Origin of the sequence: Streptomyces sp. NPDC051963 (assembly GCF_044593495.1) — a bacterium.
In the GTDB taxonomy this organism is placed as follows: domain Bacteria; phylum Actinomycetota; class Actinomycetes; order Streptomycetales; family Streptomycetaceae; genus Streptomyces.
This window is the reverse complement of record NZ_JBIUCC010000001.1, coordinates 669258-691064: the sequence shown is the minus strand read 5'-3', so window position 1 is coordinate 691064 and position 21807 is coordinate 669258. Positions and strand designations below refer to the sequence as shown.

General features: G+C 70.8%; 24 protein-coding genes. 13 read left to right on the top strand and 11 right to left on the bottom strand.

Going from position 1 to position 21807, the window contains the following annotated elements:
* Positions 1-156 precede the first annotated feature (156 nt).
* On the top strand, positions 157-1671 hold the full coding sequence (locus ACIHFB_RS02860; RefSeq protein WP_400124994.1) for an FG-GAP repeat protein: 1515 nt from the start codon (positions 157-159) through the stop codon (positions 1669-1671).
* Between the two features lie 15 nt (positions 1672-1686).
* Here the strand turns inward: ACIHFB_RS02860 and ACIHFB_RS02855 are convergent, their stop codons facing one another.
* The gene (locus ACIHFB_RS02855) at positions 1687-2145 is read right to left on the bottom strand and encodes a pyridoxamine 5'-phosphate oxidase family protein (protein WP_400124993.1); all 459 of its coding nucleotides are present in this window, start codon (positions 2143-2145) and stop codon (positions 1687-1689) included.
* 158 nt (positions 2146-2303) lie between these two features.
* Here ACIHFB_RS02855 and ACIHFB_RS02850 point away from each other — a divergent pair, with 158 nt between their 5' ends.
* Both ACIHFB_RS02850 and ACIHFB_RS02845 read left to right on the top strand, forming a co-directional pair.
* Positions 2304-2696 carry a VOC family protein gene (locus ACIHFB_RS02850; RefSeq protein WP_400124992.1) on the top strand — a complete coding sequence of 131 codons (393 nt, stop codon included), beginning with the start codon at positions 2304-2306 and terminating at the stop codon, positions 2694-2696.
* A 34-nt stretch (positions 2697-2730) separates the two neighbouring features.
* A complete protein-coding gene (locus tag ACIHFB_RS02845; protein WP_400124991.1) occupies positions 2731-3795 on the top strand; it encodes an adenosine deaminase in 1065 nt (354 codons plus the stop codon).
* Here ACIHFB_RS02845 and ACIHFB_RS02840 read toward each other — a convergent pair.
* Together ACIHFB_RS02840 and ACIHFB_RS02835 are read right to left on the bottom strand one after the other, a co-directional pair.
* Positions 3783-4292, bottom strand: coding sequence for a DUF664 domain-containing protein (locus ACIHFB_RS02840; protein WP_365269055.1), 510 nt, complete (start codon positions 4290-4292; stop codon positions 3783-3785). The genes ACIHFB_RS02845 and ACIHFB_RS02840 overlap by 13 nt on opposite strands.
* A 25-nt stretch (positions 4293-4317) precedes the next feature.
* Entirely contained in the window at positions 4318-5205 is an 888-nt protein-coding gene (locus ACIHFB_RS02835; RefSeq protein ID WP_365269052.1) for a LysR family transcriptional regulator, read from the bottom strand.
* A 116-nt stretch (positions 5206-5321) separates the two neighbouring features.
* Here ACIHFB_RS02835 and mgrA point away from each other — a divergent pair, with 116 nt between their 5' ends.
* Positions 5322-6314 carry an L-glyceraldehyde 3-phosphate reductase gene (mgrA, locus tag ACIHFB_RS02830; RefSeq protein WP_400124990.1) on the top strand — a complete coding sequence of 331 codons (993 nt, stop codon included), beginning with the start codon at positions 5322-5324 and terminating at the stop codon, positions 6312-6314.
* On the opposite strand, the gene ACIHFB_RS02825 is transcribed toward mgrA, so the two are convergent.
* Positions 6304-7287 (bottom strand): oxidoreductase, encoded by a 984-nt coding sequence (locus tag ACIHFB_RS02825; RefSeq protein ID WP_400124989.1) that lies wholly within the window; start codon positions 7285-7287, stop codon positions 6304-6306. The genes mgrA and ACIHFB_RS02825 overlap by 11 nt on opposite strands.
* 111 nt (positions 7288-7398) lie before the next feature.
* Between ACIHFB_RS02825 and ACIHFB_RS02820 the strand changes: the two genes are divergently transcribed.
* On the top strand, positions 7399-8319 hold the full coding sequence (locus ACIHFB_RS02820; protein ID WP_400124988.1) for an AraC family transcriptional regulator: 921 nt from the start codon (positions 7399-7401) through the stop codon (positions 8317-8319).
* Here ACIHFB_RS02820 and ACIHFB_RS02815 read toward each other — a convergent pair.
* A complete protein-coding gene (locus ACIHFB_RS02815) occupies positions 8309-8596 on the bottom strand; it encodes a DUF1905 domain-containing protein (protein ID WP_400124987.1) in 288 nt (95 codons plus the stop codon). The genes ACIHFB_RS02820 and ACIHFB_RS02815 overlap by 11 nt on opposite strands.
* A 70-nt stretch (positions 8597-8666) precedes the next feature.
* A complete protein-coding gene (locus tag ACIHFB_RS02810) occupies positions 8667-9068 on the bottom strand; it encodes a nuclear transport factor 2 family protein (protein WP_400124986.1) in 402 nt (133 codons plus the stop codon).
* Positions 9069-9425: 357 nt separating this feature from the next.
* Between ACIHFB_RS02810 and ACIHFB_RS02805 the strand changes: the two genes are divergently transcribed.
* The 4 genes from ACIHFB_RS02805 to ACIHFB_RS02790 are packed head-to-tail and all read left to right on the top strand — an operon-like array spanning position 9426 to position 13750.
* Positions 9426-9836, top strand: coding sequence for a hypothetical protein (locus ACIHFB_RS02805; RefSeq protein WP_365269035.1), 411 nt, complete (start codon positions 9426-9428; stop codon positions 9834-9836).
* A gap of 46 nt (positions 9837-9882) precedes the next feature.
* Positions 9883-12222 (top strand): FHA domain-containing protein, encoded by a 2340-nt coding sequence (locus ACIHFB_RS02800; RefSeq protein WP_400124985.1) that lies wholly within the window; start codon positions 9883-9885, stop codon positions 12220-12222.
* 9 nt (positions 12223-12231) lie between these two features.
* A complete protein-coding gene (locus tag ACIHFB_RS02795) occupies positions 12232-12777 on the top strand; it encodes a hypothetical protein (protein ID WP_365271002.1) in 546 nt (181 codons plus the stop codon).
* A complete protein-coding gene (locus ACIHFB_RS02790; RefSeq protein WP_365269030.1) occupies positions 12767-13750 on the top strand; it encodes a serine/threonine-protein kinase in 984 nt (327 codons plus the stop codon). The genes ACIHFB_RS02795 and ACIHFB_RS02790 overlap by 11 nt, the downstream gene beginning before the upstream one ends.
* A gap of 97 nt (positions 13751-13847) precedes the next feature.
* On the opposite strand, the gene ACIHFB_RS02785 is transcribed toward ACIHFB_RS02790, so the two are convergent.
* Positions 13848-15107, bottom strand: a complete 1260-nt coding sequence (locus ACIHFB_RS02785; RefSeq protein ID WP_400124984.1) for a streptophobe family protein — start codon at positions 15105-15107, stop codon at positions 13848-13850.
* A gap of 159 nt (positions 15108-15266) precedes the next feature.
* On the opposite strand from ACIHFB_RS02785, the gene ACIHFB_RS02780 reads away from it, so the two are divergent.
* Together ACIHFB_RS02780 and ACIHFB_RS02775 are read left to right on the top strand one after the other, a co-directional pair.
* Complete coding sequence (locus ACIHFB_RS02780) at positions 15267-16472, top strand: DUF6777 domain-containing protein (protein ID WP_400124983.1); 1206 nt, start codon at positions 15267-15269, stop codon at positions 16470-16472.
* A gap of 95 nt (positions 16473-16567) precedes the next feature.
* The gene (locus tag ACIHFB_RS02775) at positions 16568-17026 is read left to right on the top strand and encodes an ATP-binding protein (RefSeq protein ID WP_365269021.1); all 459 of its coding nucleotides are present in this window, start codon (positions 16568-16570) and stop codon (positions 17024-17026) included.
* A gap of 42 nt (positions 17027-17068) precedes the next feature.
* On the opposite strand, the gene ACIHFB_RS02770 is transcribed toward ACIHFB_RS02775, so the two are convergent.
* Entirely contained in the window at positions 17069-17953 is an 885-nt protein-coding gene (locus ACIHFB_RS02770) for an RNA polymerase sigma factor SigF (protein WP_365269018.1), read from the bottom strand.
* Between the two features lie 185 nt (positions 17954-18138).
* Between ACIHFB_RS02770 and ACIHFB_RS02765 the strand changes: the two genes are divergently transcribed.
* Positions 18139-18582 carry a helix-turn-helix domain-containing protein gene (locus ACIHFB_RS02765; protein ID WP_365269015.1) on the top strand — a complete coding sequence of 148 codons (444 nt, stop codon included), beginning with the start codon at positions 18139-18141 and terminating at the stop codon, positions 18580-18582.
* Positions 18583-18595: 13 nt separating this feature from the next.
* Here ACIHFB_RS02765 and ACIHFB_RS02760 read toward each other — a convergent pair whose 3' ends face one another.
* The 3 genes from ACIHFB_RS02760 to ACIHFB_RS02750 all read right to left on the bottom strand — a co-directional run bounded on the left by ACIHFB_RS02760 (position 18596) and on the right by ACIHFB_RS02750 (position 21193).
* Positions 18596-19198 carry an ATP-dependent Clp protease proteolytic subunit gene (locus ACIHFB_RS02760; RefSeq protein WP_365269013.1) on the bottom strand — a complete coding sequence of 201 codons (603 nt, stop codon included), beginning with the start codon at positions 19196-19198 and terminating at the stop codon, positions 18596-18598.
* Between the two features lie 2 nt (positions 19199-19200).
* On the bottom strand, positions 19201-19854 hold the full coding sequence (locus tag ACIHFB_RS02755; RefSeq protein WP_365269011.1) for an ATP-dependent Clp protease proteolytic subunit: 654 nt from the start codon (positions 19852-19854) through the stop codon (positions 19201-19203).
* Positions 19855-19984: 130 nt separating this feature from the next.
* Complete coding sequence (locus ACIHFB_RS02750; protein ID WP_365269008.1) at positions 19985-21193, bottom strand: epoxide hydrolase family protein; 1209 nt, start codon at positions 21191-21193, stop codon at positions 19985-19987.
* Between the two features lie 123 nt (positions 21194-21316).
* Between ACIHFB_RS02750 and ACIHFB_RS02745 the strand changes: the two genes are divergently transcribed.
* Positions 21317-21799 (top strand): VOC family protein, encoded by a 483-nt coding sequence (locus tag ACIHFB_RS02745; protein ID WP_365269005.1) that lies wholly within the window; start codon positions 21317-21319, stop codon positions 21797-21799.
* Positions 21800-21807 lie beyond the last annotated feature (8 nt).

Below are 21807 nucleotides of genomic sequence, written 5' to 3'. Positions count from 1 at the left end.
GCGCGCATGCCCGGAGTTGACGCAGTTTTGGGCGTGCTGCGGCACAACCCTCGTACGTGCTGACCGGTCCAAAGTCGCGGCGGCGGGGAACGGGCCCTCGCCGTACCCCCGCGACTCCGTGCCCGACCGGCCGTGCGAGTTCTCAGGAGCCACGACGTGCGCATTACGCGTTCCACCACCACGACCGCCACAACCAGACGCCGAGCGAGCCTGCTGTCCGGGCCGGCCGCGGCGACCGTGCTACTGACGATCGGTGCCACGATCACCGCGACGGCCGCTCAGGCACCCGCCGCGGACGCGGCAGTGGCGGCGGCCCACGACGACTTCAACGGCGACGGCTATCCCGATGCCGTGGTCTCGGCCCCCGGCGGCACCGTCAGCGGCCAGAAGGGCGCCGGCTATGTCGCGGTGCTGTACGGGTCCGCGAGCGGTCTGTCCTCTTCCCACCGGGCGACGTTCAGCATGAGCACCCCCGGCATACCGGGTCTCGCCCAGGCCGACGACGGTTTCGGACAGACCACCGCCTCCGGGGACCTGGACGGCGACGGCTACGCCGATCTCGTCGTGGGTATGCCGCGCAGGGACATCGGAACCGTCGCCGACGCGGGGGCGGCGGTCGTGCTGTGGGGCTCGGCGAGCGGGCTGCGTGCCACCGGCGCCCTCTGGTTGCAGGACAGTGCCCCGACGACGCGCGGGCGCTTCGGACTCGGCCTGGCCACCGGCCGCTTCCATGCGTCCCGCACCGAACTCGCCCTGGTGAGCGGCAACGCCCTACAGACCTTTGCCTTCGAGAACACCGCCGGCGGGTACACCTTCCAGGCCACTCCCGTGGACTGGAAATGGCCGGAGGACTTCACCCCCACCGGCCTCACCTCCGGTGACTACGAGAACAACGGCAGCGAAGACGACCTGGTGCTCCTCGGCACCTTCACCATCTACGAGACGATCAATCCCGTCGAGACCTTCGGGCAGGCCAGGTATCTGCGCGGTGGCTCCGAGGGCCTGACGTACGCCCGCATTCTGCGCGGCGGCCCGGTCGGGGCCTCTGGAGACATCAACGGCGACGGCTACGCCGACGTCGTCTTCGGTTCCCCGGCCGACAGCGACGACCTGAACGAAGTGCTGGTCGACGGCGGCACGGTGGACGTGTTCCTCGGCGGGCCCAACGGCCTGGGCGGTCCCGAGGCCGACCAGCACTTCGACCAGACGACCATCGGCGCCTCCGGCGACGACAAGACCGGTGACCGATTCGGCGGGTCCGTCAGCGTGGCGGACGTGAACGGCGACGGTTACGCCGACGCCGCGCTCAGCGCACCGGCCAACGACATCAACAGCCTCACCGACCCGGGCACGGTGTGGGTGATGCGCGGTGCCTCCGGCGGACTCACGCCACGGGGCCTGGCCAGCTTCAGCCAGAGCACGCCGTCCGTTCCCGGTGACAACGAGAACGGCGACTGGTTCGGCGGCGCCGTGCGGCTCATCGACGCCAACCGGGACGGCAAGGCCGAGCTGATCGCGTCCGCGCCCGGCGAGGACACGAACGACGGCGCCGCCTGGGTTTTCCCCGGCACGAGCAGCGGCCCCGCCGCGAGCGGATCGTGGACCTTCAACGGCGCCACTCTCAGCGCCCCTTCGCCGGACGCCCGCTTCGGGGAGACCCTCGCCCCGTAGTGGCGGTCCCACGGGTCAGACCACCCACACGCCGTCCCGCATGAGATGCCGTCCGGGCATCTCATGCACCCCGTGCAACGCCTGCACCGCGCGCGGCCGCACCCGGAAGTAGGCGTACGACGGGCTGTCCTTGACGGGATCCCAGCCGTGCTTCGCCTCGAACGCGGCGGACGCGGCGGCGGGCACGTCCTGCGCGCCGAAGGTCTCCACGTCGCCGTCGATGAGTACGACGTCCCGCGTGTCCCCGAACGCCGGCCGGGTCCGTGCGCCGTCGCGCAGGTTACGGCCCGTGGGATTGGTGATCCGGGTGGACATCCAGAGGGACTCGCCGTCCCAGACGAACCACAGCGCGACCAGAAACGGAACTCCGTCGGCGTCCGCCGTGGCCACCCAGATGTCCTCCTCCCGCTCCAGCCGGGCCAGGACATCCTGCTTGCGCCGTTCGGGACTGCGGGGCGAACCGGTGATCGTCATGCCCGAGACGCTAGTGCCCGGACCGCCCGTCCCGCCGCGGGCCGCGGGCCTGGGCCTCGGGTCCCACACGCACGTTCCGCTGCGACTGGCGTGCGCGGGGTTCTACGTATAACCTCACCCGCTAACCGCTCCTCGGCACCCCACCCCGAAAGGCCCCGATGAGACGCATCGCCCTGGTCACCCTCGTCGTCGACGACTACAACGAGGCGATCCGCTTCTACACCGAGGCTCTCGGATTCCGGCTCGTCGAGGACGCGGCGCGCCCCGACGGCTCCCGCTGGGTCGTGGTCGAGCCCGGTGCCGGGACGCAGGGGACCGGGCTGCTGCTCGCGCGTGCCAAGGGCGACGCCCAGCGCGGGCGGGTCGGCGACCAGACCGGTGGGCGCGTCGGCTTCTTCCTGTACACCGACGACTTCGCCCGCGACCACGCCCGGATGCTCGCCGGGGGCGTGACCTTCCTGGAGGAGCCGCGGCACGAGCCGTACGGCTCGGTCGCCGTCTTCCAGGATCTGTACGGCAACCGCTGGGACCTGCTCCAGCCCGCGGCCTGACCCCGCTCAACCGAACGTCGAGGAACCACCGCACATGTCATCTACGCGCATAGACACCGACACCCTCCGCCGCCTCCCCAAGGCCGTCCTGCACGATCACCTCGACGGCGGCCTGCGTCCCGCCACCGTGGTGGAGCTCGCGGACGAGGTCGGCCACACCCTGCCCACCACCGACCCCGACGAGTTGGCCGCCTGGTACTACGAGGCCGCCAACTCCGGTGATCTGGTGCGCTACATAGCCACCTTCGAGCACACCCTCGCCGTGATGCAGAGCCGCGAGGGCCTGCTGCGCACGGCCGAGGAGTACGTCCTCGACCTGGCGGCGGACGGTGTGGTCTACGCCGAGGTGCGCTACGCCCCCGAGCTGAACACCAACGGCGGGCTCACCCTCCCCGAGGTCGTCGAGACCGTCCAGGAGGGGCTCGCGGCGGGCATGGCGAAGGCGGCGGCCGCGGGCACGCCGGTCCGGGTGGGCACGCTGCTGTGCGGGATGCGGATGTTCGACCGGGTCCGGGAGGCCGCCGACCTGGCCGTCGCCTTCCGGGACGCGGGAGTCGTCGGCTTCGACATCGCGGGCGCCGAGGACGGCTTCCCGCCCGCCGACCACCTGGCCGCCTTCGAGCATCTGCGCCGTGAGAGCGTCCCGTTCACGATCCACGCCGGCGAGGCGCACGGGCTGCCCAGCATCCACCAGGCCCTCCAGGTGTGCGGCGCCCAGCGCATCGGCCACGGCGTCCGTATCACCGAGGACATCGTGGACGGCAAACTCGGCCGGCTCGCGGGCTGGGTGCGCGACCGCCGTGTCGCGCTGGAGATGTGCCCGACCTCCAACCTCCAGACCGGCGCCGCCACTTCGATCGCCGAGCACCCGATCACCGCCCTGAAGGAGCTGGGCTTCCGGGTCACCCTCAACACCGACAACCGTCTGGTGTCCGGCACGACGATGACCCGTGAGATGTCCCTGCTGGTCGCCGAGGCCGGCTGGACGCTCGAGGATCTGCGGACGGTGACCGTGAACGCCGTGAAGAGCGCCTTCATCCCGTTCGACGAGCGCAAGGCCCTCATCGAGGACGTAGTCATGCCGGGTTACGCGCTCTGAACCAGTCCGCGGACGTAGGCGGCCTGTCCGACGTGCTCGAGATCGTCGGACAGGACGCTGACCAACCGGACGCCCAGGCTGACCGGCGGATCCCAGCGCTCGTCCACGATGCGCTCCAGGTCCTTCGCGGCCAGCTGGCGCAGTGCCTGAAGGCTCTGCTCGTGCACCGCGTCGTAGTAGCCGGTCAGCAGGCCCGCGGACTCGACCCTGACCTTGGCGACCTTCGCCGAGCTGTGGCCGTACCCGGTGTCGTGGCGCGGCAGGTCGAGGCCGAAGCGCTTCTGCCAGTCCTGTGCCAGCCACACCTGGTCCAGCTCGAAGGCGTCGGCCAGGTGGTCGTCCTGGACACGTGTGAGATGCCAGATCAGCCAGGCGATGGAGTTGGCGTCGGCGCTCGGCCGGGCGTGCAGCTCGTCCGGCCCGAGACCGTCGACGGCGGCATGGACCTCTTCCTGGATGCGGTTGAACCCGTCGATGAGGACGTCCTTTGCATGCATACGACCACCATCGCGCACCGGCCGCTCAGCCGCTCTCCGTTTCCAGCAACGCCATCAGCGCCCGGGCCGCCGGGCTCGTGGCCTGCGCGGGCGGCAGCAGGGCGACCGTCTCGTACACGATCTCGTCGGTGTCCTTCACGGACAGCGCCGTCAACGACTCGCGCTTGTGCCGGAAATGCCGCGGTACGACGGCGATGCCGAGGTTCTCGTCCACCATGTCCAGCAGGCTGTGCACGTCGTTCACCTCCAGGGCGACCGTCCGTCGCACGCCCGCGTCGGCGAACGCGGCGTCGGTGGTGCGCCGCGGACCCCAGTCCGGGTGGAAGTCGACGAAGACCTCGCCGCCCAGCTCCTCCAGCGTCACCGCCGAACCGTTCTGTGCCAGCCGGTGGCCGGGATGGCACAGCAGGGTCATCGGCTCGCTGGTCAGCGGGACGGCACGCAGCTGATCGGTGTCCTCACCCGCCGTCCGGACCGTGAACGCCAGATCCAGGCGCCCGGCCGCGACCTCCTCGGCCAGCGCACCCGAGCCCGCCTGCCGCAGACAGATCTCCACGTCCGGATGCCGGCCCCGGAACGCGGCGAGCAGCCCGGCCACATGCACCCCGGCGATGCACTGCTCCGACCCCAGGGCCAGCATGCCGCGCAGCACGCCCTGCACCGCGGCCACCGCCTCGTGGGCGGACCGCACCTGGGCCAGGATCCGCTCGGCCTCGCCCAGCAGCGCCCGCCCGGCCGGAGTGAGCGTCACCCGCCGGGTCGTCCGCACGAACAGCGGGGTCTGAAGCTCGCGCTCCAGCGCCCGGATGGAGGCGGACAGCCCGGACTGGGACACCAGCAGCCGCTCGGCGGCACGGGTGAAGTGCTGGTCCTCGGCGACCGCGACAAAGTGCTGAAGATGACGCAGTTCCATGACTGAGAAGCCTATCCGCTGAATTCCATCGGATTCTTCTGTTGGACCAATGGCTCCAGGTCGCGAAAGAGTGGACAAAGGTCCTCAGAAACCGCGCCAACCCCTCTGGAGTCGCGTTGTACACCGCACACCCCGACCGCTACGCGGACATGCCCTACCGGCGCACCGGACGCAGCGGCCTGAAGCTGCCCGCCCTGTCGCTCGGCCTGTGGCACAACTTCGGCCCGGACCGCCCGGTCGAGACACAGCGCGCCATCCTGCGCCGCGCCTTCGACCTCGGCGTCACCCACTTCGACCTGGCCAACAACTACGGCCCGCCGCCCGGAGCCGCCGAGAGCGCCTTCGGTGAGGCCCTGAAGGCGGACCTCGCGCCCTACCGCGACGAGCTGGTCGTCTCCACCAAGGCCGGGTACCTGATGTGGCCCGGCCCGTACGGCGAGTGGGGCTCCCGCAAGTACCTGCTCTCCTCGCTCGACCAGTCCCTCGCCCGGATGGGCCTGGACTACGTCGACATCTTCTACTCGCACCGCCCCGACCCGGAGACTCCCCTGGAGGAGACGATGGGCGCCCTGCACTCGGCGGTCCAGCAGGGCAAGGCACTGTACGTCGGCGTCTCCAACTACTCGGCGGAGCAGACCCGCGAGGCCGCCCGCATCCTCGGTGAGCTCGGCACCCCGCTGCTGATCCACCAGCCGCGCTACTCGATGACCGACCGCCGGCCCGAGGACGGGGGTCTCCTGGACGCGCTCGACGAGCTGCAGGTCGGCTCCATCGCCTACTCCCCGTTGGACCAGGGCGTGCTCACCGCCCGCTACCTCGACGGCATCCCGGAGGGCTCGCGGGCGGCGAGCGACAGCCCCTTCCTGACCTCGGAGGCGCTCACCGGGGAACTGGTCGGCCGGCTGCGCGCGCTCGACGAGATCGCCAAGTCGCGCGGTCAGACCCTGGCCCAGCTGGCGCTCGCCTGGGTCCTGCGCGGCGGCCGAGTGACGTCCGCGCTCGTCGGCGCGAGCAGTCCGCAGCAGATCGAGGACAGCGTCGGCGCCATCCGCAACCTCGACTTCGACGCGGACGAGCTCGCCCGGATCGACGCGCTGGTCAAGCCGTAAGGCTCTCGCTGACCTCCCAGAGGCGGGCCGCGGACTCCGGGTCGACGGCGTACGGCAGGACTCCGGGCCGGCCCGCGTCGGCGCGCCACTCGGCCTCGGTCTCGTCGGTCACCAGGGGGCTGATGTCGCAGTTCTCGCAGTAGACGCCGCCCAGCCCGTCCAGTTGCGGGCTGGTGGCGCACCACACGCCGGTCGCGGCGCCCTCCTGGACGGTCTTGAACTGCCGGGCGGGGTCGCGGACGGGAACACCCTGGTCGTCGAGGGCACCGGCCGCCCGGAGTGCCTCCTCGGGGATGTGCTTCGCCAGACCGGTGTCGACGATCATGCCGGGGTGCACGGAGAAGGACCGCACGCCCTCCGCCCGGCCTCGCCGGTCCAGTTCCACGGCGAACAGCGCGTTGGCCGTCTTCGACTGGCCGTAGGCGACGAACGGCTCGTAGGGCCGGTGCTCGAAGTGCAGGTCGTCGAAGTCGACGCCGCTGAAGCGGATGCCCCGCGACGACACCGACACGACCCGCGCGCCGTGGGCGGCGAGCAGCGCGGGCCACAGTCGCGCGACCAGCTGGAAGTGGCCCAGGTGGTTGGTCGCGAACTGCCCCTCGTACCCGCGTGCGTCGCGCGTCAGCGGGGTCGCCATGATCCCGGCGCTGTTGATCAGGATGTGCAGCGGACGCCCGGACGTCAGGAACTTGTCCGCGAAGGCGTCGATCGACGCCGGGTCCAGCAGGTCCAGGTGCTCGACCTCGGCCCCGGGCACATCCTTCAGCGCGACCCGGGCGCGCTCGAGGTCCCGCGCCGGAACGACGACGTCGGCGCCGGCGTTCCGCAGGACGCGTGCCGCCTCCAGGCCGATGCCGGAGTAGCCGCCGGTGACGATCGCGACCTTGCCGGTCAGGTCGATGCCCTTGATCACCTCCTCTGCCGTGGATGCCGCGCCGAATCCGGAACCCAGGGGGTGCTGTGTGGTCGTCATGTCTGGTCTCTCCTCACGGTGAGCTGTCCTGCGCTGTCCAGACCACCGTAGATCTACGGCCCCGTACGATGAATGCTTGAGAATGCGCGTTACTTGCGTGATAGTTCGAGCATGTCCGCTGACCCGCTGTCCGACGCCCTTGCCGTCGCCGATGCCCGCAGTGTGCTCTCCGGTGCCTTCACGGCCGGCGGCGGCTGGGCCGTCCGGCTGCACGGACGCGACCGGCTCAAGGTGATCGCGTTGCTGCGGGGCAGCTGTCTGCTGGCCCGCGACCCCGGCGGGGAGGTGCTGAAGCTGGCCGAGGGGGACATCGTGGTGTCCGACGGCCGGCAGCCGTATGTGCTGTGCAGTGAAACCGGCGTCGAGCCCCTGGAATCGGGCCGGGCCGTCGTCGACCCGGCCACCGGTATGGCACGGCTCGGGGCGGGCGAGGAGGACGTGACATGCGTCTCCGGGCACATCGACCTGAGCCGGGACAGCGGTGAGCTGCTGCGCCGGGCGCTGCCGGAGCTCATCCATGTGAAGGCCGAGGTGGCGGAGGCGGAGGCGCTGCGCTGGCTCGTCGACCAGCTGGCGCGGGAGATGAGGACGCGCCGCGCCGGCGTCGAGTTCACCTTGGACCAGCTCGCCCAGCTGATCTTCGTCCAGGTACTGCGGGTCTGTCTCACCGAGTCCGACGGGCTGCCGCCGGGTTGGCTGCGTGCTCTCGCCGACGAACGCCTCGCCCCGGCGCTGCGCCTGATGCACGCCGACCCGGCGCACCCCTGGCAGCTTCAGGAGCTGGCGCAGGCCGCGGCGATGTCCCGCACGACCTTCGCCGTACGGTTCAAGGAGGCGGCCGGGGTGCCGCCGCTGACGTATCTGCTGAACTGGCGGATGAGTCTGGCCGCCCGAGCCCTCCGGCAGGACACGGCCCCGGTCGCGGTGCTGGCCCGCTCCGTCGGCTACACCTCCGAGAGCGCCTTCAGTAACGCCTTCAAGCGGGCGGTCGGTGTCGCACCCCGGCGCTACCGGGAGACCGTCAGGAGCTGAGCCGCTCCTCGAGGTGCACGGTCACCGTGTCGCCCTCCCCCTTGCCGATGGCCTTGCGGAGCTCGGCCTTGACGGGCAGCTTGTGCCTCCCGTCGCCCAGGGCCATGAACGAGCTGCGGAACGGGTGCCCGTCGATCGTGCCGCGGACCTTCACGAGCCCGCGGGTGCCGAAGAAGTCGATGCTCCTCGGCCAGACGAGATAGGTCCAGCCGCCGTCGGCCGGGCTCTTGTGCAGGACGGCGGTGAACTCCGCGTCCAGCCTGGTGGTCGTGGTCATGATGGTGCCTCCGCTCGCGGTGGTCGTATGCGGAAGAGACCGCCGCGAGCGGAGAAACTCATCGCCGGTGTCATGCCCCGGCGGGTATCCGGTCCAGAAAGCCCAGCACGGACCGGATCCGGCCGTCCGCGTCGAGCGTGATCACGTCGAAGCCGGCGACCGGAGCCGAACCTCCCCCGGAGGGGGTACCCCCAGAGTCACTCACCAGCTCCCAGGAGAAGCGCGCGGTGTCGTGGTGCCCGTCGACCGGGCCGGCCGGCCGGAAGGCGAAGCCGGGGAACTGCTCGTGGGCCGCCGCGATCACGGCCGTGATCTGCTCGTGCCCGCTGACGTCGGCAAGCGGATCGGTGTAGGAGCCGTCGACGGTCCAGGCGGCGGCGACCGACTTGGCGAGTTCCTCCGGCTCGGAGGCATTCCAGGCCTCGAAATAACGGGCCACGGCACTGTCGAAACGGTCGGTGTTCGCGGACATGCGGGATCAGCCTCCATCGAGGTCGTACGCTGCTGGTCGGAGCCCGGATCGCGTCGCGGCGACCCGGTACGGCAACCATGCCGGGCCCGCGGAAGACCGTCGATTACCCCTCGGGTAAGGGCCGCGCCCGCCGCCTTTCGGCCAACGGGCGCCATGAATATGCCAGGAGACTGGCCGGAAATTCATGGTGACAGTGATTCAGTAGTGAACATACTCAACTTGAGGGCCTTCACAGCAGGCGAGGGCTCCGTCACGCACCGCGCATGAGCCGCACAGAGCACAAGCCGCGCACTGCACCAGAGCCGCACGAAAGCGAGGACCGGAACACCGGCGAGCGGAACAAACGGGGAGTGGATCGTGCACGACGAATTCCTGTGCCATGTCACGGGGTACGGCACCTGCAACGGTCGGCGTATCGGAGTACCCCTGGGAACCTATCGGGCCCCCACGCTCGCCCTCGCCCTGTGGTGGCTGCGCGACCGTGCCTCCTGGATCGCCGACCGCCTGGATCCGCAGCCGGAGACGGAGCATCTGCCGCCCGGCGCGCTCGTCCCCGTCGCCGGCACCGTGGCCGACGTGCCCGCCGTGCTGCGCGCCTGGTGCAGTGACGTGGCCCAACAGGGTCTGGTCGGCGATGAGTTGGCCGCGGGGCGATTAGTCAGGGTCGCTGTGAGCGACGACACGACCGAGTACGAGCTGCTCGCGGAGTCCGTGGACGCCCTGCGGATGCATCGGACCACCGCGACCCTGTTCGCACCGGTCGCCTGAATCCCCACGCTGAGCGCGTATGTGAACGAATCGATAGAATTCCGGCATGGCGGAACGGCCGGTAGCGTCGACAGCACCTCAACTCGTCCTGGAGACCGACACCGGCTCCACGGTGATGAGTCCGGGCCACGAATACCACGTCGGGCGCGATCCACTGAGCGACATCGTCATCGACGACGCCCGGGTCTCGTGGCATCACGCCGTACTGCGGGCCGAGGACGGCCACTGGACCCTCGAGGACGAGCACAGCACCAATGGCACCTATGCCGACGGCCGCCGGGTCCAGGCCTGGGACGTGGGCGCCGGCTGCGTCATCCGCTTCGGCAACGCGTCCGACGGCCCCCGCGCCGTCCTGGTCGGAGCCCCGGCACCGGCTCCGGAGCGCCCCTCCGCCGTCTCCATGCCCGCACTCACCGGCACCTTCCGCCGGCCCACGACCGTACGGCCGCTGCCCTCCCGCACCGTCCGCATCGGCCGCGCCGACGACAACGACCTGGTCATCGACGACCTGGTGGTCTCCCGACGCCATGCCGAGCTGCGCGCCCTCCCGGACGGCAGCTACGAGATCGTCGACCTCGGCAGCCACAACGGCACCTTCCTCAACGGCCTGCCCGTGACCGGGGCGCCGGTCGGCACCGGCGACATCGTCGGCATCGGCCACTCGGCGTTCTGCCTGGTCGGCGACGAGCTTCAGGAGTACGTCGACACCGGCGAGGTCTCCCTCGACGTGCAGGACCTCGCGGTCACCGTGGACCGCGGCCGCAAGACGCTGCTCGACCACGTGTCGTTCCCGGTGGGGGAGAAGTGCCTGCTCGCGGTCGTCGGCCCGAGCGGCGCCGGCAAGTCCACGCTGCTCAACGCCCTGACCGGCCAGCGCCCCGCCGACCAGGGCGCCGTCCTGTACGACGGCCGTGACCTCTACCGCGACTACGCGGAGCTGCGCCAGCGCATCGGCCTCGTCCCGCAGGACGACATCCTGCACGCCCAGCTGACCGTCCGCAGCGCCCTGTCCTACGCCGCCGAACTGCGCTTCCCGCAGGACACCGCCAAGGCCGAACGCCAGGCCCGGGTCGACGAGGTGATCCGCGAACTGGGACTGGAGCAGCGCGCCGGGCAGCATGTGCACAGCCTCTCCGGCGGGCAGCGCAAGCGGGTCAGCGTGGCCCTGGAGCTGCTGACCAAGCCGTCGCTGCTCTTCCTCGACGAGCCGACCTCGGGTCTGGACCCCGGCATGGACCGCTCGGTGATGCACATGCTGCGCGGCCTCGCCGACGACGGCCGGACCGTCATCGTGGTCACCCACAGCGTCCTGAGCCTCGACGTCTGCGACCGGCTCCTGGTGCTCGCGCCCGGGGGCCGGATCGCGTACTACGGACCGCCCGAGGACGCCCTCGCCTTCTTCGGCTTCGAGCAGTGGCCGGAAGCCTTCGAGGCGTTCGAGCGGGACACCGAACGGGACTGGGCGGGGGAGTTCGGCGGCTCGCCCTTCCACCGCCGCTACATCTCCGAAGCGAGCGCGCAGCCCCGGCTGGGCGGCTCGGCCCCGGTGGGCGTCGCCCCACCGCCCCGGCCACGCAGCCGCCGCTCCCAACTGGGCACCCTGATCCGCCGGTACGCCACCGCGCTCAGCGCCGACCGCACCTTCCTGGCCATCATGATCGCCCTGCCGTTCGTGATGGGCGCCATGGCCAGGGCCCTCGCCGGCGGCGGGCTGACCCAGGACAAGGCGATGAGCGCACTGCTGATTCTCTGCGTCGGCGGAGTCCTGACCGGAGCGGCCAACGCCGTGCGCGAACTCGTCAAGGAACGCGTGATCTACCGCCGTGAGCGGGCCGTGGGCCTGTCCAGATCGGCGTACCTGATGTCCAAGGTCGTCGTGCTGGGGACGATCACCGTGCTCCAGGCGGTGGTGCTCACCCTCGTGGCCCTGCTCGGCGTCGACCTCAAGGCGCCCGACGGAGAAGGCGTGCTGCTGCCGCCCCTCGTGGAAATCATCCTCGCCGTCGCCCTGCTGGCCTTCACGGCGATGATGCTCGGCCTGCTGGTCTCCGCCCTGGTGGGCAAGGAGGAGGTGACGATGCCGCTGCTCGTGCTGATCGCCATCGTCCAGGTCGTCTTCTGCGGCGCTCTGCTCAAGGTCGACGGGGTGATCGGCTTGGAGCAGCTGGCCTGGCTGGTGCCCGCACGTTGGGCGTTCGGCGCGATGGCCGGCACCGTCGACCTGGCCCGGATCGTGCCCGGGGAGCTGACCGGTGATCCGCTGTTCGAGCACTCCGTGGGCGTGTGGCTGCTCAACATGGGCATGCTGGTCGTGCTGTCGGCGGTCTTCGGGTACGTGGTGTCCCGGCTGCTGCGCCGCCACGAACCCGTCGTGATGCGGAAGTAGGCGTCCATGATGGCGACCCCGGGCTTCCGCCCCACCCACGTGGTCCCGCAGCACGGAATGCCCGCCTGGGAGACCCCCGACCCCGCTCGCCCCACGGTGCCCCTCGACGCCCTGCTGCCGGTCCAGCTCGTCGAGCGGCGCGGCGACTGGGGGCACGTCCTGTGCGCCAACGGCTGGTCGGCCTGGGTCGACGGCCGCTGCCTGGTCGCCGTACCCCAGGACCCGCCCCTGCCCGGCGGACCGCTCACCCGCAGCGACGACCCGCGCCCCCTGCTCACCCACGCCGAACAGACCCTCGCGCACTACCGCGCCGCCGTCGGGGAACTCGCGGCCGGCGCCCTGGACGGCGAGGCCTTCCGCAGCCGGACGCGCGGGCTGCGCATCGGGATCGTCGTCGACGGGGAGCACGTGTGGCTGTACGACGTCGAGCAGGCGCGCTGGGTCTACACGGACGGGGCGCGGGCCGGCACGTTCGCGACCGACGACGAGCCCCGCGCCGCAGCCGAGCCCACCGGCCGTGCACCCACCGAGGTCGTGACGCCCGATGGCACGTGACACGAGCTTCTTCTCCGGCCGTCCCTCCGAACTCATCGGCACGCAGATCGCCGACTACCGCATCGAGTGTGAGATCGGCCGCGGCGGCATGGCCGTCGTCTACCGCGCCCGGGACCTGCGCCTGGAGCGCACCGTCGCCCTCAAGCTCCTCGCCCCGGAACTGTCCCGCAACGACACCTTCCGCCGCCGCTTCACCCACGAGTCCAGGGCGGCCGCCGCGATCGACCACCCGCATATCGTCCCGGTCTTCGAGGCGGGCGAGACGGACGGCGTCCTGTACATCGCGATGCGGTACGTCGAAGGCAGCGACCTGCGTCATCTCCTCGACCGCCAGGGCCCGTTGCCGCCGCCGACGGTCCTGCGCATCGCCGCTCAGGTCGCCTCCGCGCTCGACGCGGCCCATGAGCACGGCCTGGTGCACCGCGACGTGAAACCCGGCAACATCCTGGTCTCCCGCGGCACCGACAGTGATCACCCCGAGCACGTCTACCTCACCGACTTCGGCCTGACGAAGAAGTCGCTCTCCCTGACCGGCTTCACGACCGTCGGCCAGTTCGTCGGCACGCTCGACTACGTCGCCCCCGAACAGATCTCCGGCAAGCCCGTCGACGGGCGCTGCGACGTCTACGGCTTCGCCTGTGTCGTCTACGAGTGCCTGGCCGGCCGTCCGCCCTTCCGGCGCGACGACGACATGGCCCTGCTCTGGGCCCACCAGTACGATGAGCCGCCCGCGCTGACCGAGGCGCGCCCGGACCTCGACTCCCACGTTGACGCGGTGTTCGCCAAGGCCCTGGCGAAGAGCCCCGACGACCGCTACGACTCCTGCCTCGCCTTCGTCGCCGCGGTGCGCTCCGCGATGCATGGCGGGGCGGCGTCCGGTCACCCGGCGACGGAGGTCGATCTGAGGGCCGTAGGGGAGAGACCGAAGGCGCCGCCGCGTTGGGCTGAACCGGTGTTCGGCGGGCGGGACTAGGTGTTGCGCTGGAGGGCTCGTGGTCCTCTGCGGGTCCGTTGTGGCTGGTCGCGCAGTTCCCCGCGCCCCTTTGGGGCGCCCGCTGATCGGCCAGATTTCAGGCTTGGCCCCTCCGGCGCACCGGTCGCGCCAGCAGCGCGCCGAGGAAGCCGGCTAGCAGCCCCCACAGCAAGGCCAGACCAAGGGCTGGCCACAGCTCCGGCCGCAGGAACAGCTCACCCCCGAGGTCACCGCCCAGGTCCCCGATGCCGAGCACGGACAGGCCGTAGTGCGCGGAGATCCGGCCGAGGAGGCAGACCATGAGGACGGTGAGCGCTAGCGCGACCGCCAGGTGCACCGCGTGCTGCCAGGCCCGCATCCGGCGTGGCGAGCGGACCGCCATCAGGAACGCGGCGGCCAGCAGCAGCACGGCGTCGACGGCCACCAGCCACCACACCCGGCCGTCCTGCTCGGCGAGCGTGCTCAGATTGAGGGTGGAGATGTCCGGACCGCGCAGCACCTCATCGAGCACCTGCGGCATCGGCAGCCCGAACGGCCCCTCCACCTGGCCCTTCCAGGTCGCGCCGAGCCCGATCGTGAACGCGAGCCAGACCAGGTTCGGCAGTCCGAGCAGCACCACGGCGAGAGTCTGAGCGGCATTCCCGCGCGTCGCGGCGGTGACGACGGCGATGACGATGCCGAGAACGACGTACGCGAGGAGCAGGACGACCATCGCGTACGCGGCCGGACGCACCGACTCCTGGAAGCGCAGCAGCCGGGGCGGCAGCGGTGCCCTGCGTGAGACCAGCAGCGCCAGCACCAGCACACCGGCCAGCCACAGCAGGCCGAACACCAGCGTCAGCGGTACATCGGTCTTGAAGCCGACCTTCGGCGAGGCGCCGAACAGGTCACCCAACTCGCCGAGCGTGTCGTCCCCGAGGGAGATCGTGAACGTCTGGCGGGCCGCGAGGGCGAGGCCGATGAGCCCGAGCAGCCACAGCCCGGCGATCCTGGCCGCCCAGCCCGCCAGCTCCTGGGCACCGGCCACCGCGCGGTGCCGCAGCGGCCGTAGGAAACCGGCGGCGAGGACGAGGGCGCCGACGAGCGTGACGGACAGCGGGATCACGGTGAGCCCGGCCGAAGTGTCGGCGAGGTCCCCCGCGTTGCCCGACAGCTCGATGGTGCCGCCGACGGCCGTGACGACCGTCGCCGCGACGACCCGGGGGAATGCGCCGTCCGGCAGGCCGGTCGCGTCGGCCGCCCACAGCCCCAATGCGGCGGTCACTCCCATCGCGACCAGCCCGGCCAGCACGACGGCGACGGCCTGGACCCAGCCGTGCCGGGCGACCGCCTGGTCGGAGGGGGTACGTGGGCTCACGCTGCCACGCTAAGCAGCACCTGGTGGGACCGCCCGCCGGGAGGTCCGTCCGCGTCGGCTTGCGGGGGGCGCGGGGCCGCGGCACACAATGAGGGCGTCGCGGCCAAATCGGATAACTATCGCCATATGTAGGCAATGCCGCGGCGGGAAGAAGGGCTCGTGAGCGCCGAACCGCCGTCCTCCGGCCGCCCCACAGGACCACCGTCCGGCCCGCTGTCGGGGCCTTCCCAGCCGCCCGGGCCGCCGTCGCAGCCGCCGGGTGGCGATGGCGAGACGCCCGAACCCCATCGGCCGTGGTGGCGGTCGGCCCCCCGTGTCGCGATCCTCACCGCCGTGGTGGTGGCCGCCGTGGTCCTGGGCATCGTCTTCACTCGCCCGGACGGCGGATCGGGCAAGGGCAGCGAGGTCTTCCTCCAGGCCGCGGGCAAGACGGGCCCCGACCCCTTCACGGAGTCGTCGGCGACCGACAGCTCCGCCCCGCCGGTCTCGGCGTCCCCCACCGAGTCCGCGCCCTCGAACGCGGTGCACGGTGTCGACGGCGGCGCGCCCGGCCTGTACGGCGGTACGCAGAACGTCGCCAGCTGTGATGTGGAGAAACAGATCAAGGCGCTCCAGGCGGACCCGGACAAGAACCGGGCGTTCGCCTCCGTCGCCGGCGTCGACCCGTCCGGCGTTCCCGCCTATCTGCGCTCGCTCACTCCCGTACAGCTGCGCATGGACACACGCGTCACCAACCACGGCTACCGCGACGGTGCCGCCACCAGCTACCAGGCCGTCCTTCAGTCCGGCACCGCCGTCCTCGTGGACGACCGTGGTGTGCCCCGGGTGCGCTGCGCCTGCGGCAACCCGCTGACCCCGCCGGTGGCACAGAGCTCGACGCCCGAGCAGACGGGCGACTCGTGGCCGTCGTACCGGGCCTCGAACGTCGTCGTGGTGGCACCCTCGACGACGATCATCAACATCTTCGTGGTGTACGACCCCGAGCGCGGCGACTGGTTCGCCCGCCGGCGGGGTGACACCGGGGAGAAGGACCGGAAGACCGACCCGCCCGTCCGGCCCACCCCCTCGGTGAGCGTGTCGACATCGCCGTCGGGCGAGAGCCCGTCGGCCTGCGAATCGGCGACCACGTGCCCGCCGACCTCGACCGCCCCGTCCTCCGAGTCCCCGAGTTCCGAGTCTCCGAGTTCGGAGTCCCCGAGCTCCGACTCCCCGTCCACCGAGTCCTCGTCCCCCGAAACGCCGAGCTCCGAGGCCGAGTCGGGTGCCGAGACGAGCGCCGAGCCGCCGTCGTCCGAGTCCTCGTCGGCCGCCCAGCCATCGCTGGCCCCCGACACCACGAGCACTCCGGAAACGCTCACCAGCTGACCGGCTGTGCAGCAGTGGGGACTGTCGCGCGCCGCTCGGGGTACGAGCACTGATGCAGCAGCGTCCGGCCAGTCCGGCTTCCGAGAGAGAAACGCATGATCGAACACCTGGACGGGTCAGTGGTAACGACTGGTTTCGACGTCCCCGTGGAGCCGCTACGGCGCGCGGCTCACTACACCGGAGCACCTGGATGCATCGCCGAGGCGCGGTCCTTCGCCGCGTTCTTCCTCGATCAGCTCAGGACCGAGTGGTGCGCCGAGATCGACGAGCGGGTCGAAGGAGCGGTGCTCCTGGTGGTGAGTGAACTGATCACCAACGCGGACCGGCACAGCAACGGTCCGTACATCCTGGATCTGGAGGGCACGGACGCCGCGGTGGCCGTGTGCGTCTACGACAGCAGTGCCGCGCTGCCCCGGCGCTTCCCCCGGGACCCCGAGCGCGTGGGCCGGCACGGCCTTGAGATAGTCCACGCGCTCGCGGAGGAAGTCGTCGTCGAACGTGTGCCGGTCGGCAAGCGCGTCCGCGTCGTGCTCGGCCTCAGCAGCGGCGAATGAGATGACCGGAGCCGCCGGTGAGGGCGGCTCCGGACACAAGGATCAGGCGCAGCCGAGTTCGCCCAGCATGCCCTGGCGCAACCGCGTGATGATCCGCTTGATCAGCCGGGACACATGCATCTGGGAACAGCCCAGCCGGGCGCCGATCTCCGCCTGTGTGGCCTCCTCCACGAACCGCATATGGATGATCTGGCGGTCCCGTTCGCTGAGTTCGGCCATGAGCGGGGCGAGGGACTGGCAGTCCTCGACGAGCCGCAGCCCGTCCTCCTCGACCCCGATGAAGTCGGCGAGCACCGCCTCCCCGTCCTCCGGGCCGTCGCCGGTGAGCGCGGCGTCCAGGGAGGCGGAGTTGTAGCCGTTCGAAGCGACCTGGGCCTCGATCACCTCGGACTCTTCGATGTTCATGAGCGTGGCGAGTTCGGCGACGGTCGGCTCCCGGTCCAGCCGGCCGGCGAGTTCGTCGCGTGCCTTCGCCAGGTCGACGCGCAGCTCCTGAAGCCGGCGCGGCACGTGCACGGCCCAGGTGGTGTCCCGGAAGAACCGCTTGATCTCGCCCACGATGTACGGCAGCGCGAACGACGTGAACTCGACCTCGCGGCTGAGCTCGAACCGGTCGATGGCCTTGATCAGGCCGATCATCCCGGTCTGGACGATGTCCTCCATGTCGTCCCCGCGGCCCCGGAACCGGCCGGCCGCGAACCGCACGAGGGACATGTTCATCTCGATGAGCGTGTTGCGCGCGTACTGATGGTCGTGCGTGCCCTCGTCGAGTTCCGTCAGGCGCTGGAAGAACTGGCGGGACAACTCCCGCGCATCCCGCGGAGCCACGGTCCGCGGGTTCTCGATGTCCGGCAGTGGCCCGATCTCCGTGCTGGTCCCGGCGGTCTGTGCGACCTCTGCCTCCGACCGCATCACGGCGGTGTCCATGTCGTCCTCTCCCCACGCAAGTCATCCACGACTCGGCCTCGTTCTCCCAGAAGCGAGTACCCAGGTAGGGCCGCCGCATGCCATCAGGTCGACGGGCGGCGCAAATTGGGGGGCGCCCAGGTGATTCCACCGAGGGCGGAACGCCGGTCCCTTCCCTTGGAGCGGAGGGAATCTAGTCTGAAGAGGTGAGCAACCAAGCGCCGAACGAAGCCCGCGTCATCCCCCTGCGCCCGCCGGCCCAGCGCCCGGTGACCTCTCGCCCGGGGACCGCGGCCCGCCCAGCGTCCGCCCGCCCCGTCGCGCCCGTCGCACCCACGCCCGACCGCTCCCCGTCGCCCGCCGCCCCCAGGGAACCCCTCTGGCGTGACCTGATCGGTGACGTCCTGCGCCGTGAGCGGCTCGCGCAGGAGCGCACGCTCAAGGACGTGGCCGAGGCCGCCCGTATCTCCGTGCCGTATCTGTCGGAGGTGGAGCGCGGCCGCAAGGAGGCCTCCTCGGAGGTCCTCGCGGCCGCCGCCCACGCCCTCGGCCTGGGCCTGGGCGATCTGCTGTCGCTGGCGCACAGCGAGCTCACCCGCAGCCGGGCCATGGGCACATCGCAGTACAACGGCCTCTGCCTGGCAGCCTGACGGGACCGGCGCCTCAGGCCCCCACCAGGCGCCGGCTCACCACCTCGTCGGCGAGCCCGTAGGCCACGGCCTCCTCGGCCGTGAACACCTTGTCGCGGTCCATGTCCGCACGCAGCGTCGCGATCTCGTGATGCGTGTGCCGGGACAGCACCTCCTCGACCTGCGCACGGATCCGCACCATCTCCTTGGCCTGGAGGGCGAGATCGGAGACCGTGCCCTGCCGGCCGCCCGACGCGGGCTGTCCGAGCAGCACGCGCGCGTGCTCGAGCACGAACCGCCGCCCCGGGTCCCCTCCCGCCAGCAGGACGGCCGCGGTGGAGGCCGCCTGGCCGACGCAGAACGTGGAGATCGGCGCCTGCACATAGGTCATCGTGTCGTAGATCGCCATCAGCGAGGTGAACGAGCCGCCGGGGGAGTTGATGTAGATCGCGATCTCGTTCTCGGGTGCCGCCGACTCCAGATGGAGCAGTTGCGCGATGACGACGTTGGCGACGCCGTCGTCGATCTCGGTGCCGAGAAAGATGATCCGCTCCGACAGCAGCCGGCTGAACACGTCGTAGGACCGCTCGCCCTGCGGGGTCCGCTCGACGACGTTCGGAATCGTGTACGTCCCCATGATCACAGCCCCATCCGTCGTCGCGTCGCGGCCGGGCGCACATCGTCGAGGGACTCCACGACCCGGTCCACCATGCCGTACTCCTGGGCCTGTTCGGCCGTGAACCAGCGGTCGCGGTCGCCGTCCCGGGAGATGGTCTCCGGGCTCTGGCCGGTGTGTTCGGCGGTCAGCCGCTCCATGGTCCGCTTGAGCTGGTCCAGGTTCTCCGCCTGGATCTCGATGTCGGCGGTGGTGCCACCGATGCCCGCCGACGGCTGGTGCATCATGATGCGCGCGTTGGGCAGTGCGTACCGCTTGCCGTGCGTGCCGACGCTGAGCAGGAACTGGCCCATGCTGGCCGCGAATCCCATGGCGAGCGTCGAGACGTCGTTGGGGATCAGCCGCATCGTGTCGTAGATGGCGAGACCCGCGTGCACCGAGCCGCCCGGGCTGTTGATGTACAGGCTGATGTCGGTGCGCGGGTCCTCGGCGGACAGGATGAGCAGCTGGGCGCAGATCCGGTTCGCGGAGACCTCGTCGACCTGGGTGCCGAGCAGGACGATCCGCTGGGCGAGCAGCTGGGCGGCGAGGTGATCGTCGAACCGGGTCTGAGGGGTGTCGCCCTCCTCCGCCCGAGGCATGAGGGCCGGCCTCCGGCCGGTGATGAGTGCGGACATCGGCGCGCTCCTTTTCGAGGTGTCGAGTCGTCGTTGCTTGCGCTCTCCACTCTCGGCCGGGAACCGCCCCCACCGGGGGTTTCTCTGCCCGCGGCAGATTCGCCGTGGGCAGAGCCCCGTCACGTGCGGGTCAGCCGTCGCCCTTCTCGCGCAGCTGCCGGAAGAAGGCCCGCACGTCCTGGACCAGCAGATCCGGCTCCTCCATCGCCGCGAAGTGCCCGCCCCGGTCCAGCTCCGTCCAGCGCACGATGTTCTCCGTGCGCTCGGCCTTGTGCCGCAGTGGGATCTGCGGCTCCGCCGGGAACAGGGCGAGCGCGGTCGGCGCGGTCGACGGCTGCCTGGGAGCCCCGGCCCGGTCGGCCGGGGCGTGTGCCCGTTCGTAGTAGACGCGGGCGGACGAACCGGCAGTACCGGTCAGCCAGTACAGCATCACGTTGGTCAGCAGCCGGTCCCGGTCCACGGACTCCTCGGGCAGCTCCTCGGAGTCAGTCCACTCCTGGAACTTCTCGACGATCCAGGCGAGTTGACCGACGGGCGAGTCGGTGAGCCCGTACGCCACGGTTTGCGGCTTGGTGGACTGAAGGATGGCGTAACCGATGCCTTCGACGGACCAGGCGCTCCAGGCGCGCCACGAGGCGCGGGTGCGCTCCTGCTCCTTCGGGCTCAGCCCGGCCAGTTCCTCGGCCGTGGGCTCATGGGTCGCCTGCGCGCCCGGCAGCAGGTTGAGGTGCACGCCGATCAACCGGTGCGGGTGGGCGCGGCCCAACTCGCGGGAGATGGCCGACCCCCAGTCGCCGCCCTGTGCGCCGAACCGCTCGTAGCCGAGCCGCGTCATCAACTCGGCCCAGGCGTCGGCGATACGCCCTGCCTCCCAGCCGGTGTCGGAGGTGGGCCCGGACAGCCCGAACCCGGGAATGCTCGGAACGACGACATGGAACGCGTCGGCGGGATCGCCCCCGTGCGCGACGGGATCGGTCAACGGCCCGACGACGTCCAGGAATTCGACGATCGAGCCCGGCCAGCCGTGTGTGATGACCAGCGGGGTGGCGTTCGGTTCCGGGGAGCGGATGTGCGCGAAGTGCACGTTCGCCCCGTCGATCGTGGTTGTGAACTGGGGCCACTCGTTGAGCTGTGCCTCGGCCGCCCGCCAGTCGTACTCGTGCCGCCAGTGCCGTACGAGCTCCTGGAGATAGTCGCGCGGGACGCCGTACGACCAGCCCACGCCCGGCAGCATGTCCGGCCAGCGGACGTGGTCGAGCCGGTAGTGGAGATCGTCGAGGTCGCTCCGGGACACGTCGATACGGAAGGGACGGATGCCGTCGGCGGGCGTCGATGTCATGCTCGCGATGCTATGCCGGGACGGTGTAACGGCCACGTGGATTGATCGGCCGCCGGCCGATGAGTTCCGGGGCCGGGATCGGTCGATACAGGTGACCGCGTTCCACGCCCCAGGAGGTAGCTCATGTCAACCGACGGATTCACCACGTGCCTGTGGTTCGACGACCAGGCCGAGGAGGCCGCGCACTACTACGTCTCGATCTTCAAGAACTCCAGCGTCGGCACGGTCGCCCGCTACACCGAGGGCGCCATGCAGTCCGCCGGGTCCGTGATGACCGTCGAGTTCACGGCCAACGGCCAGCGGTTCCTGGCCCTGAACGGCGGCCCGCAGTTCAAGTTCACCGAGGCGATCTCCTTCATGATCGCCTGCGCGGACCAGGAAGAGGTCGACTTCTACTGGAACAAGTTCATCGAGGGCGGCGGCGAGCCCGGCCCCTGTGGCTGGCTGAAGGACAAGTACGGCCTGTCCTGGCAGGTCGTCCCCGACCGTCTCATCGAGCTGACCACCGACCCGGACCCGGAGAGGGCCACCCGCGCGGTGGGGGCCATGATGAAGATGGGCAAGATCGACATTGCCGCCCTGGAGAAGGCTGCCGCGGGCGAGTAGGGGACACA